Source organism: Paenibacillus tyrphae (assembly GCF_000722545.1).
In the GTDB taxonomy this organism is placed as follows: Bacteria; Bacillota; Bacilli; order Paenibacillales; family NBRC-103111; genus Paenibacillus_G; species Paenibacillus_G tyrfis.
Genome location: NZ_JNVM01000003.1, coordinates 118,488 through 133,925, shown reverse-complemented (window position 1 = coordinate 133,925; position 15,438 = coordinate 118,488). Strand labels below are relative to the sequence as shown.

Below are 15,438 nucleotides of genomic sequence, written 5' to 3'. Positions count from 1 at the left end.
ACTCCATTCAAATGAACATGGATTTTATCGAAGCGCTAAACGAAATCGAAAAGGAGAAAGGCATCGCCAAAGACGTGCTGATCGACGCGATTGAGGCAGCGCTGATTTCGAGCTATAAGCGCAATTTCAATACCGCGCAAAACGTGCGCGTCGACATTAACCGCCATACGGGTCTCATTAAAGTATACGCCCGCAAAACGGTTGTCGATGATGTGCTTGATCCGCGGCTGGAAATTTCGCTCTTCGCTGCAAGAGAAATGAACCAAAATTATCAGTTGAACGACATCGTCGAGCTTGAGGTTACTCCTCGCGATTTCGGCCGGATTGCGGCTCAGACGGCGAAGCAGGTCGTCACGCAGCGGATCCGCGAAGCGGAGCGCGGGCTGATCTACAATGCCTACGTCGATAAAGAGGAAGACATCGTTAACGGCATCGTGCAGCGTCAAGACACGCGCAACCTATATATCGATTTGGGCAAAATCGAAGCGGTCATGCCGCTGAACGAGCTGATGCCCACCGACAAATTCAAGCACGGGGACCGCATTAAAGCGTATATCACCAAGGTCGAAAATACGACCAAGGGGCCGCAGATCATTTTGTCCCGTACGCACCCGGGGCTGTTGAAACGATTGTTCGAGCTGGAAGTTCCGGAAATTTTCCAAGGGGTCGTCGAAATTCGTTCCGTCGCCCGCGAAGCCGGTTTCCGTTCCAAGATTGCCGTATACTCCCGCAATTCGGAAGTCGATCCGGTCGGTTCTTGCGTCGGACCGAAGGGCATGCGTGTGCAAACGATAGTCGGCGAGCTGAAGGGCGAGAAAATCGACATCGTCCGTTGGATGGAAAGTGTCGAGGAGTATGTCGCCAACGCGCTCAGCCCGTCCAAGGTGCTGGAGGTGCAAGTGTTCGAAGCCGAGAAAATGGCCCGGGTTATCGTGCCGGACTATCAGCTGTCGCTTGCCATCGGCATTAAAGGGCAAAATGCGCGGCTGGCCGCCAAACTGACCGGCTGGAAGATCGACATTAAGAGCGAGACGCAAGCCGAGCAGGAATACGGCCGACCGAAGACATATGCTGAAGAAATGCACCAGGATTCCGTCAGTATCGATTAATTCGCAGACATCGGTCTGACGGCCATGCGGGAGGGGGATGGATCCAATGAAACAAAGAAAAATACCTCTGCGTAAATGCGTAGCCTGCCAGCAGATGATGCCTAAGAAAGAACTAATCCGCGTGGTGAAAACGCCGAATGATGAACTGCTCATCGATTTGACGGGAAAAAAAGCCGGACGCGGCGCCTATTTGTGCGGTAAACTATCCTGCTTCAAGCTGGCCAAGAAATCTCGTGCGCTGGATCGCGCACTGAAATCGTCGGTCAGTCCGGATATTTACGATGCTCTCGAGCAGGATTTTATTAAAGTGGAAGACGAATTTATTGCCGGAAAAGACGCGGTGGATAATGAACAAGAATAGTGACAAATTTTTCTCGAATCTGGGGCTCGCCATGCGGGCGGGGAAGCTGGTTACCGGTGAAGACATGGTGATCGAATCGGTCCGAAGCGGCGAAACGAAGCTTGTGATCGTGGCCGAGGACGCTTCCGCAGGCACCTTCAAGAAAGTGAACGATAAGTGCATTTATTATCAAGTTCCTATCCATCAGTACGGCCGTCGGGATCAGCTTGGAGCCAGTATCGGTAAAGAAGCGCGAGTCGTCATCGGGGTAAACGATGCGGGATTTGCGCGGATGTTGTTGAAGCAGTTAGATCGTACGGAGGTGGACGGTATTGACCAAACAAGACAACAATAAAGACAAACTCAGAGTGTACGAATATGCCAAATCTTTAAGTATGAGCAGTAAAGAGATCATCACAATTTTAAAAAGACTGGATATTCCGGTCAACAATCATATGAGCGTAATGGAGAATGATGCGGTGTCGAGTGTAGAGAAATTTTTCAGAGATGTTAAAGCCAATGCAGCAGCAAAACGGGGCGAAGGCGGAGCCAAAACAGGGGATAAGCCATCCAATCGTCCGGAGTCCAAACAAGAAACCGTAGCGTCGCAGCCGAAACCGGAACAGCGCCCACAAACGGCGCAAGTACAATCGGCTGCACCTAAACAAAACAGCGATCAGGGACAAAACAGCGATCAGGGACAAAACAGACCGCAAGGTCAGGGTGGCGAAGGCCGTCAAGGCCAAGGCCAGTCCCGCCAAGGACAAGATCGCAATCGCGGCGGCCAAGGAGGCCAAGGTGGCGGCAATCGTGGAGGTCAAGGCGGCTATCGTGGCGGTCAAGGCCAAGGAGGTCAAGGCGGCGGCTATCGCGGCGGTCAAGGCCAGGGTCAAGGAGGCCAAGGCGGCGGCTATCGCGGCGGTCAAGGCCAGGGTCAAGGAGGCCAAGGCGGCGGCTATCGCGGCGGTCAAGGCCAGGGCCAAGGAGGCCAAGGAGGCGGCAATCGCGGTGGTCAAGGCCAGGGCCAAGGAGGCCAGGGCGGCGGCAATCGTGGAGGCCAAGGCGGAGGTCAGCAAGGCCAGCGGCCGGATCAACGCAGAGGCGGCGGCTTCGAGCAGCGCAATAACGATCGCGATCGTGGCGGCAACCGCCAGACGGCCATTCCTCCGAAACCGACGGCAGCCACCATCGGTCTGGATGTAGACGATTCGGCAGCTAACAGAGGCGCGAAGAAATCAAAACCGAATAACAATAAACGCTTTGAAGATAACCGGGGCAAGGGACCGCAAAACCGCGGCAGAGCCCAAGGCCGTGGCGGTAGGAATCAGGAGCCTCCGAAACCGAAGATCGATAATACGCCGAAGAAAATTATCGTGCGTGGAACGATGACTGTAGGCGAGATGGCCAAAGCGCTGCATAAGGACGCTTCCGAAGTCATTAAGAAGCTACTGTTCCTCGGCGTCATGGCAACCATCAATCAGGAGCTTGATTTGGATGCGATCCAACTGCTTGCATCCGATTACGGTGTGGAAGTCGAATTGAAAATTCCGGTCGAGGAAGACAAATTCGAACAATTCGAAGAGCAGGACGAAGAAGCAGATCTGATGGAGCGTCCTCCGGTGGTGACCATCATGGGTCACGTTGACCACGGAAAAACGACGCTGTTGGATGCGATTCGTAAAACGAGCGTAACCGAAGGCGAAGCGGGCGGTATCACGCAGCATATCGGCGCTTACCAGGTAGAAACCCACAACAAAAAGATTACGTTCCTCGATACGCCGGGTCACGAAGCGTTTACGTCCATGCGTGCCCGCGGCGCACAGGTGACGGATATTACCATTATCGTGGTTGCTGCCGATGACGGTGTCATGCCGCAAACGGTAGAGGCGATCAGTCACGCCAAAGCGGCGAAAGTGCCGATTATCGTTGCGGTAAACAAAATCGATAAGCCGGATGCGAACCCGGACCGGGTTAAGCAAGAGTTGACCGAATACGAGCTTGTTCCTGAAGAGTGGGGTGGCGATACGATTTTCTGCAACATTTCCGCGAAGCAAGGGATCGGGCTGGAAAATCTGCTCGATATGATTTTGCTTGTAGCCGAAGTGCAGGAGCTTAAAGCTAATCCGAACAAGCGTGCCAGAGGAACGGTCATCGAAGCTGAGCTGGACAAAGGCAAAGGGCCGGTGGCGCGCGTCTTGATCCAACACGGTACGCTTAAAGTGGGCGACAGCTTCGTAGCAGGCGTCTGCTTCGGACGTGTACGGGCCATGATGAACGACAAAGGACGCAAGCTGAAAGAAGCTGGGCCTTCGACGCCGGTGGAAATTACCGGGTTGACCGAAGTGCCTCAAGCCGGCGATCCGTTCCTTGCCTTCGAGGACGAGCGCAAAGCGAGAGCCATTGCTGAGAAGCGTGCCATCACGCTGCGTCAATCCGAGATGGGAGCAAACGCCCGCGTTACGCTGGACGATCTGTACAAACAGATTAAAGAAGGCGAAGTTAAGGATCTTAACGTCATCATTAAAGCGGACGTTCAAGGTTCTGCCGAGGCGCTCAAAGGCTCCTTGGAGAAAATCGACGTTGAAGGCGCGCGCGTTAAAATTTTGCATAGCGGCGTAGGAGCTATCACCGAGTCCGACGTTATTCTGGCATCGGCTTCCAATGCGATCGTCATCGGCTTTAACGTCCGTCCGGAGCCGCAAGCGAAAAATACCGCCGAGCAGGAAAAAGTCGATATTCGTCTGCACAGCATCATTTACAAAGTCATGGAAGAAATCGAGCAAGCGATGAAGGGGCTTCTCGATCCGGAATATAAAGAAGTCGTTATCGGGCATGCTGAAGTCCGCAACATCTTTAAAGTATCCAAGGTCGGCACGATTGCGGGCTGCATGGTGACGGACGGCAAAATTGTCCGCTCCGCCGAAGTACGGATTGTCCGCAGCGGAATCGTCGTATTCGAAGGCAAGATCGACTCGCTGAAACGATACAAGGATGATGCAAAAGAAGTGGCGCAAGGCTACGAATGCGGTATATCTTTGGAGCGTTTTAATGATCTTAAAGAGGGAGACACGATTGAAGCCTTCGTTATGGAAACTGTAGAGAGGTGATCCGCTATGGCAAAAATTCGAGTGGGCAGAGTCGGGGAACAAATCAAGAAGGAACTCAGCCAGATCATTCAATCTGAACTGAAGGACCCGCGCATCGGTTTCATTACCGTGACCGGCGTCGACGTGACGAATGATTTTTCCCAGGCCAAAGTATACTTGAGCGTGCTTGGCAGCGACGAACAGAAGGAAGAAACGCTGAAGGCACTCGCCCGCGGTACCGGCTTTATCCGCTCCGAGCTCGGCAAACGAATTCGGATGCGTAAAATTCCGGAACTGCTGTTTAAGTTCGATGCCTCGATCGATTACGGCAGTAAGATCGAAACGCTCATTCACCAAATTAACGACGGGAATGCGGAAGCATGACTGCAGCGGAATATGCCGTTCAGCTTCAAGCGGCGGCCGGGTTTATCCGCGAACAGGATGATTTTCTGGTTGTAGCCCACGTGCAGCCCGACGGCGATGCCGCCGGGTCCACGTTTGCGGTCGCTTGGATGTTGCAGTCGTTAAACAAACGGTTCACATTGATCAACGAAGGCCGGATTCCGGATAAGTTCATGTATATGGCAGGCCCTCATACGGTCATCGAATACGTGAAAGATCCGCCCGAACGCAAGTTCGCGGCGGTGATCTCGGTCGATTGCGCGGATTTCGGACGAATCGGCTTGGTAAGCGAATGCTTCGAACCGGAGAGGAAGCTCCTTAACATCGATCATCATGCCACCAATGACGGTTTCGGAACCGTGAATCTTGTGCGTTCCGATGCCGCGGCTACCGTGGAAGTTCTGTACGATCTGGCGTTGGAGCTGAACCTGGAGTTCACGCCCGAGCTGAACGATTGTATTTACACCGGTTTGCTGACCGATACGGGTGGCTTCCGTTATTCCAATACGACGCCCAAAGTGATGCAGATTGCGGCAGATATGCTGGCGCGGGGTGTGAAAGGGTACGAGCTTGCCGAAAGGCTGCTCGAAACGATGACGCTCGGCCAGGTATCCTTGCTGAAGCGAAGCCTCAATACATTGTCCTTTGCCCATAACAACAAGGTTGCCTGGCTGTCCGTCACTTTGGACGATTTGTCCGCTACCGATGCATCCAGCGAAGATATGGACGGACTCGTCAACTATGCCCGCAATGTCGAAGGCGTCGAAGTCGGCATGCTGTTTAAGGAAAAAGAGCCCGGCATCGTTAAAGTCAGCTTCCGTTCCGGAGGCTTGGCCGATGTCGCGGCACTTGCCCAAAAATTCGGCGGCGGCGGACATGTCAAAGCGGCCGGTTGTACGATTCGCGGTTCGATGTCCGAAGCGGTTGAACGAGTCGTTCGGGAAGTAGGGATGGCGCTCGCATGACAACGGAATTGGAAGGCATTTTGCCCGTGTGGAAGCCGAAAGGCTTTACTTCCCATGATGTGGTGGCTAAAGTGCGCCGCATTGTTAGAATAAAGCGGATCGGCCATACGGGAACGCTCGATCCCCAAGTAACAGGCGTCCTGCCGCTTTGCATCGGCAGGGCGACCCGGCTTGTCGAGTACATCCAAGAGCTGCCGAAAGCATACGAAGCGACTCTGCTTTTGGGACTTGCTACCGATACGGAAGATTTGTCAGGGGAAGTGCTGGAGCGGGTAGAGCGTCTTGGCGAACGGTTGACGCCTGAGCAAGTGACTGCGGCGGTTTTACGCTTTATCGGCGACATCGAACAGGTGCCGCCGATGTATTCTGCTGTCAAGGTGGACGGCAAACGATTGTATGAGCTGGCGCGGCAGGGCGTTCAAGTGGAGCGGAAGTCCCGGAAGGTCACCATTTACGGCATCGATGTGCTGGAGACGGACTGGTCTGGAGATTATCCGCAAGTCAAATTTCGCGTCAATTGCTCTAAGGGAACGTATATTCGCACGCTGTGTGCGGATATCGGACAAGCTCTGGGCGTTCCTGCCGTTATGGCGGAGCTGGTGCGAATCTCAACCGGACATATCGGGCCGGAACGATGCTTGACGCTTGAGCAGATCGAAGCTCTTCACAAAAACGGAGAGCTTGCCGGGCGGTTGATTCCGATGGAGCAGGCAGTTGCCCATTTGCCGTCCGTCCGGCTTTCTTCCGTTCAAGCACAGAAGGCGCTGCAGGGGCAGAAGATTCGTGTCAGCGAAGGGCAGAAGGCTGCATTAAACGCCTTTTCGTCCACCGGCGAGCGGGCGGTTGCCTGCTTCACGGAAGAAACGGATGCGTTAATCGGGCTTTTTGAATGGGATTCGGAGCTGGGAATGCTGCTGCCGGTCAAAATATTTTCTTGAGCTTGAACGGTCAAACGCACCAAAGAAATGTAGGTGAAGGACACATCCATGGAAACGGTACAGCTATCGTATCCGCTGCCGCAGGCCGTTCGTCCGGACGATTCCGCCAAGGTGCTGGCGATCGGAGATTTCGACGGCGTTCACCTCGGTCACCGGGAAGTGATTCGGAAGGCGGTCGAACGCGGGGCCGAGCTTCAACTGCCGGCTGCCATCATGACGTTTCATCCGCATCCCAGACAAGTGCTCGGGATGGACAAATACACCAAGCTGCTTACGCCGCTCGCGGCCAAGCAGGAATTGCTGCGGCAGCTTCAGGTCGACACGACCTATGTCGTGGATTTCAGTGAATCGTTTATGCGCGTAACGCCCGAACAGTTTGTCGAGCATATGCTTGTGCCGATGAAGGTCAGTACGGTTTTCGTCGGATTTGACTTCACCTTCGGCTACAAGGGTGCAGGAACGCCGGATACGCTTTGCGATTTGGCCAAAGGGAGATTTGCGGTCGAGGTGGTTCGTCCGTTTCACAGGAACGGCGAGAAAGTCAGCAGCACGTTGATTCGCGAATGCTTGCTGCGCGGCGATATTGCCGAAGCGAATGCACTGCTTGCCCGGCCTTACCGGCTGGAAGGGACGGTCGTGCACGGAGACGGGCGGGGCCGTACTATCGGTTTCCCGACCGCGAATCTTGAGGTGAGCCAGCCTTACGTTATTCCGGCCAATGGCGTCTATGCCGTACAGGTCACTGTCGGGGGCCGCAAAGTAGGCGGGGTTATGAATGTCGGAGTGAAGCCTACCTTCGTCACCGGTCTGACGCAGCCCGCGCTGGAGGCGCATTTGTTCGATTTCCACGAAACGATCTACGGAGAGGACGTACAGGTGGAACTGCTCGCGTTTATTCGCGAAGAACGGAGATTCGCATCGGTTCAAGAGCTGATTTCCCAGATTGGTCAAGATGCGGATCAAGCGCGTTCGATCCTTGCGGCTCGAAAAACGATTCAAAACTCGTAATTTTATTTTACTTTTATAAACAAACTATGGTATACTATGAAACGTTGTCGATTCAACATGCTATCGCATGAGGAATTCAGGACATCGCATGAACCTTGGCATGGAGAATCGAGTACTCCATCGGTCTCTGGGCCACAGGGGATATACTTATTATTTTCGGAGGTGACTCAATCATGGCTATGACACAAGAACGCAAGCAGGAACTGATCCAAACGCATAAGACGCATGAAAGCGACACAGGATCTCCTGAAGTGCAAGTTGCAATTCTTACGGAAAACATCGTGAACCTGACCAGCCACTTGAAGACGCACAAGAAAGATCATCATTCTCGTCGCGGTCTGCTCAAAATGGTCGGCCAACGCCGTAAGCTTCTGACGTACTTGAAAAACAAGGACGTCAAACGCTACAGCGCTCTGATCGAAAAACTCGGTCTGCGCCGTTAATTCAGCCTTACAACTAAAGCAACCACGTTTGTCCTTTGTGCACGCCGGAACGCCTGGCGTACGGATGCACGGGCTGCGGGGTTGCTTTTTTAAAATATCCGGGATAGCCCTTAGCTCGGCAATGTGTTCGGAAGAACTGTCGTTGCCGATCATCCACAAGCTGCACTTTTAAGTTACTATTTTCATAAAAAGCAGGAAATACTGACTAATATGCAGAATGGTTAAGGAAGACCGGCGTTTTGGCGATCCGGAGGCAAGTTTGCCCTGATCGGTAGCCAGGCAATGGCGGTAGTACGGGGACCCCGGCTTCGAGCGACTAATTGTACATAACGAAATCCGGGTATGAAATTTCAAAAGCTTTGAATGAAAATTGAGGAGGTTGAATATGGAGAAGCAAGTGCAGATGGATCTCGGCGGGCGTCCGTTGATTCTGGAAACCGGACGTCTGGCGAAGCAGGCGAACGGCGCTGTCGTTGCGCGTTATGGCGAAACCGTCGTGCTTTGTACGGTAACGGCTTCCGCTGAGCCGAAAGATTTGGATTTTTTTCCTCTAACCGTGAACTACGAGGAGCGTCTTTATTCGGTAGGTAAAATTCCCGGAGGCTTTATTAAAAGGGAAGGACGTCCCAGTGAGAAAGCGATTTTGTCCAGCCGTTTGACAGACCGTCCGATTCGTCCGTTGTTTCCGGAAGGATTCCGCAATGACGTGCAGATCGTTGCGATCGTCATGAGTGTGGATCAGGAATGCGCGCCGGAAATTGCGGCCATGATCGGAACCTCCGCAGCGCTCAGCATCTCGGATGTACCGTTTAACGGTCCGGTGGGCGGAGTCATTGTCGGACGGGTGGACGGACAGTTCGTCATTAACCCGACCCTCGAGCAATCGGAAAAAAGCGATATTCACCTCGTCGTGGCAGGTACGAAGGATGCCATCATGATGGTTGAAGCCGGTGCGGAAGAAGTGCCGGAGGAAGTGATGCTGGAAGCGATCATGTTCGGTCATGACGAAATCCGCAAAATCGTTGCCGTTCAGGAACAATTCGTGCAGGAAGTCGGCAAGCCAAAAATGGAAGTCAAGCTTCACAGTGTCGATAGCGATGTGAACCAAACGGTTCGCGAGTTCGCTCAAGCCCGTCTGGTGGAAGCGGTCAAAATTCCGGAGAAGCATGCAAGACAAGATGCGATCGATGCGATCAACAACGAAGCGAAGGAGCATTTTGCCGCGGTTTACGCCGAAACGCCGGAGAACATGGCCGACGTCAAAGAAACGCTGTACGATATCGTAAAAGAAGAAGTGCGCCGCTTGATTACGCACGATAAAGTTCGTCCGGACGGACGCGGACTTGATGAAATCAGACCGATCGAATGCGATATTAACCTGCTGCCGCGTACGCACGGTTCCGGTTTGTTTACCCGCGGCCAAACGCAGGCACTCAGCGTATGTACGCTCGGAGCGCTTGGCGACGTGCAAATTCTCGACGGTCTCGACCTGGAAGAATCGAAGCGGTTTATGCATCATTACAATTTCCCGCCGTTCAGCGTAGGCGAAGCCCGACCGCTGCGTGCGCCGGGACGGCGCGAAATCGGACACGGGGCGCTCGGCGAACGTGCGCTGGAGCCGGTTATTCCTTCCGAAGTCGACTTCCCGTATACGATCCGCCTGGTTTCCGAGGTATTGGAATCCAACGGCTCGACTTCGCAGGCGAGCATTTGCGCGAGCACGCTGGCGATGATGGATGCAGGCGTTCCGATCAAAGCTCCGGTAGCGGGCGTAGCTATGGGTCTGATCAAAGACGGAGAGCATTACTCGATCTTGACGGACATCCAAGGGATGGAAGACCATCTCGGCGATATGGACTTTAAAGTAGCCGGTACCGCCAAAGGAGTTACCGCGCTGCAGATGGATATCAAAATCGACGGCATCGACCGGGCCATTTTGACGGATGCGTTGGAACAGGCGAAAAAAGGCCGCATGCACATTTTGAACAAAATGCTGGATCGCATTTCGCAGCCGAAATCGGACCTGTCGCCTTATGCACCGAAAATCGTCACAATGCAGATCAACCCGGACAAAATCCGCGATGTTATCGGAGCAGGTGGCAAAATCATCAACAAGATCATCGAAGAAACCGGCGTGAAAATCGACATCGAGCAGGATGGCCGCGTCTTCATCGCTTCGTCCAACAGCGAGATGAACGAAAAAGCGCGTCAAATCATCGAAGGTATCGTCCGCGAAGTCATCGTCGGGGAAACGTATCTCGGCACCGTGAAGCGGATCGAAAAGTTCGGCGCCTTCGTCGAAATTTTACCGGGCAAAGAAGGCTTGGTGCACATTTCCCAGTTGTCGACCGAGCGGGTAGGCAAGGTGGAAGATGTCGTCAAGATTGGCGATACGATTACCGTGAAAGTAACGGAGATCGACAACCAAGGCCGTGTCAATTTGTCGCGTAAAGCGGTATTGACGGCGCAAGTTCCAGCCCAAACCTAATTTAACGCTTGAGTTTTCAAGCGAGCATGCAGAAAGAGCCAGAGTAGTCTGTCTCTTTTTTGTTTGCCCGAAAATCCGGATTTCAGCCGCGGCACTCTCTATATGTTGGTCTAAACCTGTCCCGCATGGCATAAGATGGGGACAAACAGGTTGGACAGGAGAATGGGCATGAAACGCAAACGATGGTTAGCTGCGTCATTATGCTTTGGAGCGCTGCTGCTCGTTCTGCAGTTCTCTCCGGCGATCGACCGATTCGTACAGCATGCCAGAGAGAAGAACGGTACCGAATGGGCTGCAAACGATGCACGGACGCTATCTTCTCTGCTGTCGCTTAGGGCATGGGGTGACGAAGGGGGGGAGCGGAGGGGCAAAATGCTTGAGAGAATCAAGGCCGAGGCAGCGAAGCGCAATATCCCGCCGGTGGACGCCAAGATCGACCGCGTCTGGAAAGCCATACCGGGATACAACGGGCTGGAGGTCGATGTCGAGAAGTCGTTGGAGCTGGCGGAGCGGCAGTCGTTTCCGGAAACGCCGCAGCTCGTATTCCGCGAAGTACCGCCTCAAGTCGATCTGGATCAACTCGGACCGAATCCGATCTACAAGGGCAACCCGGCGAAGCCGATGGCAGCGCTCATGATCAACGTGGCATGGGGCGACGAGTATTTGCCGGGAATGCTGGACGTTCTCCGTAAAGAGCAGGTGCGTGCGACCTTTTTTTTCGACGGGACGTGGCTGAAAAAAAATATTCCGACCGCCCGCAAAATTATGGAGGAAGGCCACGAGGTTTCCAATCATGCCTACTCTCACCGGGACATGAGCAAGCTCAGCCGGACGCAAACCGCTGCTGAAATCAGCAAGACCGAGACGATGCTGAAGCAGGAGTTGGGCGTGCAGAACCGTCTGTTTGCCCCGCCCTCGGGCGATTACAATCAAATGACCGTAGACGTCGCACACGAGATGAACCTGCGCACCATTTTGTGGACGATCGATACGGTAGATTGGAAAAAGCCGGAGCCGTCTTCCATCGTGCATAAAATAGCTACACGGATCGAGCCCGGCTCGCTCATCCTGATGCATCCTACGTCTTCGAGCAGTGCCGCGCTGCAGGGTATGATTCGCGCAATCCGGGCCAAGCGGCTGTCTTTGGGCACCGTCAGCGAGGTCATTTCGCCCGCGCGGGTTCCGAAGGTTGAGTCCGCCGGACAATAATGGTAATATCAGAATGTTATACCTATGCAGGGGAATCAAGACTTCGCCGTACCGAGGAGGCTTAAAGCGTTTGGACAAATACACACTTACCAACGGACTGCGGCTCGTCATCGAGAAAATTCCGACGTGCCGCTCCGTTGCTTTCGGCATCTGGGTTAAAACCGGATCGCGCAGCGAAAACGAGACGAACAACGGCATTTCGCATTTTATCGAGCATATGCTCTTCAAGGGCACGGAAAAATACTCCGCCAAAGATATCGCCGAAATTTTCGACGGCATCGGAGGCAACGTGAACGCCTTCACTTCCAAGGAGTACACATGCTATTATTGCAAGGTGCTGGACGAGCATCTGCCGCTTGCGGTGGAAGTGCTCTCCGATATGTTTTTCGGTTCGGTATTCGATGGGACGGAATTGGAAAAAGAAAAAAATGTCATTTATGAAGAAATAGCGATGTATGAAGATACCCCGGACGATATGGTGCATGATCTGATTGCCCGGGCCGCTTTCGGCGGGCATTCGCTCGGACGTACCATCATCGGCACGCAAAGCAATCTAGCGGCGATGACGTCCGATACGCTCAAGGAGTACATGAAGTCGCACTATACGATTGCCAATACGGTTATCAGCATCGCCGGCAACATTAACGACGATGTCGTCGGGTTGATCGAGAAGCATTTCGGCAGCTTCGCGAATGTAGGCTCGCAGGCACCGCTTGAGCCTTTGACGTTCCGGAGCGATTCCGAGTACCACCAGAAGAAAACCGAGCAAAACCATATCTGTTTATCGCTGCCTGGGCTGGCTGCGAAGGACGACCGGCTGTATGCGATGATCCTGCTGAACAATGCGATCGGCGGCGGTATGAGCTCCCGGTTATTCCAGGAAATCCGCGAGAAACGCGGGCTGGCCTACTCGGTATATTCCTATCATTCTTCCTATCAGGACGGGGGGCTTTTTACCGTCTATACCGGTACGGCTCCTAAGCAGACCGAAGAAGTGCTTAAGGTGACGCTTGAGCTGCTGGCCGACATTAAGGAGAAGGGATTGACCCCGACCGAGCTGAAGAAGGGCAAGGAACAGATGAAAGGCAGCTTAATTTTGAGCCTGGAGAGCACCAGCAGCCGGATGAACCGGATCGGGAAGAATGAGTTGATGCTGGGCCGACATTACAATCTGGATGAAATGATACAGCGTATTGAAAGCGTGGAGATGGAGCATGTTCAAGCACTGACGGCGGAGCTGCTGTCCGTGCCGTTCGCATTGGCTATGGTCGGGCAGACGAATGAGGCCATCGCTGGATTTAGGAGGGATCAGCTTGTCTGAACGAATCGAAGTATTCATTAAACGGCTGCCGGGGAACGAAGATATCGCGCTGCCGCAAAAAATGTCCGAGCTGGCCAGCGGCTTCGACCTGTATGCGGCCGTAAGCGAGCCGGTCGATCTCGGGCCGGGCGAACGGGCGCTCATTCCGACCGGATTTGCGCTTGCTATGCCGGCAGGGCTGGAAGCCCAAATTCGTCCGCGAAGCGGGCTTGCTTTCAAACACGGGATCACATCCTTGAACACGCCGGGTACGATCGATGCCGATTACCGCGGCGAAGTCAAGGTGCTGCTGATCAATCACGGCAAAGAAACGTTCACCATCAACCGTAACGAGCGTATCGCGCAAATGGTGTTCCAAACGGTGCCTCTCATTACGCTGACCGAGGTAAGCGAGCTGGACGAGACGGAACGCGGAGCGGGTGGCTTCGGACACACGGGAACAAAATAAGGAAGACGGACGATCTAAGCGCTTTTCCGCAGACCGGCAATTCAGCCCGGCGGAAGAGCGCTTTTTTGTTGGTTGCCTAACGATACTGCCGCCGTCGTTTGGGGCTTGATCTGCTGGAACCCATCTCTGGGCTGTCGCATAAGATGATTTATCGAGAGCGACATGGAAAGAGGTGAGAATGAATGCTGACCGGGATTCAAGTAGCGTTGATCGGCGGCGATGCCAGGCAGCTCGAGGTGATTCAAAAATGCTCCGAACTTGACGCATCCGTCGTTTTGTTCGGCTTTGATAATTTGCAGAACGGTTCAAGCGGGATTACCAGGGCAGAATTGACGCCCGACGCGCTTGTGGCTTTGGATGCCGTCATTTTGCCTGCTGTTGGGACGGACGATCAAGGAAATGTGGACAGTCTGTTTTCATCCAAAGAATTGCGACTCAACCATGAACATATAGCTGCTCTGCCGAAACATGCCATCGTCTTTACGGGCATGGCCAAACCTTACTTACGCGAATTGTGCTCGAACGAAGGCATCGCACTGATCGAATTGTTCGACCGCGACGATGTGGCGATTTACAATTCCATTCCGACAGCCGAAGGCGCGGTGATGATGGCGATTCAGAACACGGATATCACCATTCACGGCTCGGAGTCGATGGTGCTTGGGTTCGGCAGAACGGGAGCAACGCTTGCCCGTACGCTGCAAGGCATGGGTGCAAAGGTCAAGGTGGGAGTCAACAAGCCGGAATATTACGCCCGGGCGATCGAGATGGGAATGAACCCTTTTTATACGCAAGAGCTGATTTCCCACGTTTCCCAAGTAGATTTGCTGTTCAATACCATTCCGGCCATGGTGGTCACCGCCCAAGTCATCGCCAATATCCCGCATCGCGCCATTATTATCGATCTTGCATCCAAGCCGGGCGGAACCGATTTCCGCTATGCCGAAAAACGTGGCGTGAAGGCGATGCTCGCGCCGGGGCTGCCCGGGATCGTTGCCCCGAAGACGGCCGGACGCATCATAGCCGACACGCTGACCCGCATCATCATGGAGGACGCAAGACGAAGGAGGAACGGGGAATGAATTGGGATCAATTGACGGTGGGCTTCGCTTTGACCGGCTCTCACTGCACGTTTGAAGAAACGATGCCGCAAATCCGGCGTTTTGTCCACGCTGGAGCCAACGTCGTGCCCATCGTATCCAATACAATTATGACCACGGATACGCGTTTCGGCACATCGGCAAATTGGCAAAAAGAGTTGAAAGAGATCACAGGAAATGATATTATTTCTTCAATTGTAGATGCAGAACCGCTCGGTCCTTCGAAACTCCTCGACATAATGGTAATTGCTCCCTGTACCGGGAATACGACCAGCAAGCTTGCAAACGCCATGACGGAAAGTCCCGTGCTGATGGCGGCCAAAGCGCAGATGCGCAACGGGAGACCGCTCGTGCTGGCGATTTCGACAAATGACGGATTGGGACTAAATGCCACGAATATCGGTAAGCTTCTGATTACCAAAAACATTTATTTCGTCCCGTTCGGCCAGGATGCGCCGACGGTCAAGCCGAATTCGCTCGTGGCCCGCATGGATTTGATCATGGAAGCTTGCGAGGCGGCCCTTCAGGGTAAGCAGCTGCAGCCGATGCTGATTGAACGGTTTAATTACTGATCCTGCATT

15 protein-coding genes are annotated in these 15,438 nt (G+C 53.7%); all 15 read left to right on the top strand.

The features are described from left to right. The first annotated feature begins 11 nt into the window (after positions 1–11). The 15 genes from nusA to ET33_RS03080 all read left to right on the top strand — a co-directional run bounded on the left by nusA (position 12) and on the right by ET33_RS03080 (position 15,429). Positions 12–1,109, top strand: a complete 1,098-nt coding sequence (nusA, locus tag ET33_RS03150; RefSeq protein ID WP_036676363.1) for a transcription termination factor NusA — start codon at positions 12–14, stop codon at positions 1,107–1,109. A gap of 46 nt (positions 1,110–1,155) precedes the next feature. Next, positions 1,156–1,470, top strand: coding sequence for an RNase P modulator RnpM (rnpM, locus tag ET33_RS03145; protein WP_036676360.1), 315 nt, complete (start codon positions 1,156–1,158; stop codon positions 1,468–1,470). Then, a complete protein-coding gene (locus tag ET33_RS03140) occupies positions 1,457–1,804 on the top strand; it encodes a YlxQ family RNA-binding protein (RefSeq protein ID WP_025850713.1) in 348 nt (115 codons plus the stop codon). Before rnpM ends, ET33_RS03140 begins: the two co-directional genes overlap by 14 nt. Beyond that, positions 1,782–4,556, top strand: a complete 2,775-nt coding sequence (infB, locus tag ET33_RS03135) for a translation initiation factor IF-2 (RefSeq protein WP_036676356.1) — start codon at positions 1,782–1,784, stop codon at positions 4,554–4,556. The genes ET33_RS03140 and infB overlap by 23 nt, the downstream gene beginning before the upstream one ends. Positions 4,557–4,562: 6 nt before the next feature. Then, on the top strand, positions 4,563–4,919 hold the full coding sequence (rbfA, locus tag ET33_RS03130) for a 30S ribosome-binding factor RbfA (RefSeq protein WP_036676353.1): 357 nt from the start codon (positions 4,563–4,565) through the stop codon (positions 4,917–4,919). Beyond that, a complete protein-coding gene (locus tag ET33_RS03125; protein ID WP_036676350.1) occupies positions 4,916–5,902 on the top strand; it encodes a DHH family phosphoesterase in 987 nt (328 codons plus the stop codon). Before rbfA ends, ET33_RS03125 begins: the two co-directional genes overlap by 4 nt. Beyond that, a complete protein-coding gene (gene truB / locus ET33_RS03120) occupies positions 5,899–6,840 on the top strand; it encodes a tRNA pseudouridine(55) synthase TruB (protein WP_036676347.1) in 942 nt (313 codons plus the stop codon). Before ET33_RS03125 ends, truB begins: the two co-directional genes overlap by 4 nt. A gap of 48 nt (positions 6,841–6,888) precedes the next feature. Then, a complete protein-coding gene (locus ET33_RS03115; RefSeq protein WP_036676345.1) occupies positions 6,889–7,848 on the top strand; it encodes a bifunctional riboflavin kinase/FAD synthetase in 960 nt (319 codons plus the stop codon). 173 nt (positions 7,849–8,021) lie between these two features. Next, positions 8,022–8,291 (top strand): 30S ribosomal protein S15, encoded by a 270-nt coding sequence (gene rpsO, locus ET33_RS03110; RefSeq protein WP_036676342.1) that lies wholly within the window; start codon positions 8,022–8,024, stop codon positions 8,289–8,291. A gap of 385 nt (positions 8,292–8,676) precedes the next feature. Beyond that, a complete protein-coding gene (pnp, locus tag ET33_RS03105; RefSeq protein WP_081890189.1) occupies positions 8,677–10,779 on the top strand; it encodes a polyribonucleotide nucleotidyltransferase in 2,103 nt (700 codons plus the stop codon). Positions 10,780–10,941: 162 nt separating this feature from the next. After that, positions 10,942–11,988, top strand: a complete 1,047-nt coding sequence (locus ET33_RS03100) for a polysaccharide deacetylase family protein (RefSeq protein ID WP_179223809.1) — start codon at positions 10,942–10,944, stop codon at positions 11,986–11,988. Positions 11,989–12,058: 70 nt separating this feature from the next. Next, a complete protein-coding gene (locus tag ET33_RS03095; RefSeq protein ID WP_036676331.1) occupies positions 12,059–13,309 on the top strand; it encodes a M16 family metallopeptidase in 1,251 nt (416 codons plus the stop codon). After that, positions 13,302–13,757 (top strand): dUTP diphosphatase, encoded by a 456-nt coding sequence (gene dut / locus ET33_RS03090; protein WP_010491233.1) that lies wholly within the window; start codon positions 13,302–13,304, stop codon positions 13,755–13,757. Before ET33_RS03095 ends, dut begins: the two co-directional genes overlap by 8 nt. Before the next feature lie 182 nt (positions 13,758–13,939). Next, positions 13,940–14,839 carry a dipicolinate synthase subunit DpsA gene (dpsA, locus tag ET33_RS03085; RefSeq protein WP_036676329.1) on the top strand — a complete coding sequence of 300 codons (900 nt, stop codon included), beginning with the start codon at positions 13,940–13,942 and terminating at the stop codon, positions 14,837–14,839. Then, positions 14,836–15,429, top strand: a complete 594-nt coding sequence (locus ET33_RS03080) for a dipicolinate synthase subunit B (protein ID WP_036676319.1) — start codon at positions 14,836–14,838, stop codon at positions 15,427–15,429. The genes dpsA and ET33_RS03080 overlap by 4 nt, the downstream gene beginning before the upstream one ends. The last annotated feature ends 9 nt before the right edge of the window (positions 15,430–15,438 follow it).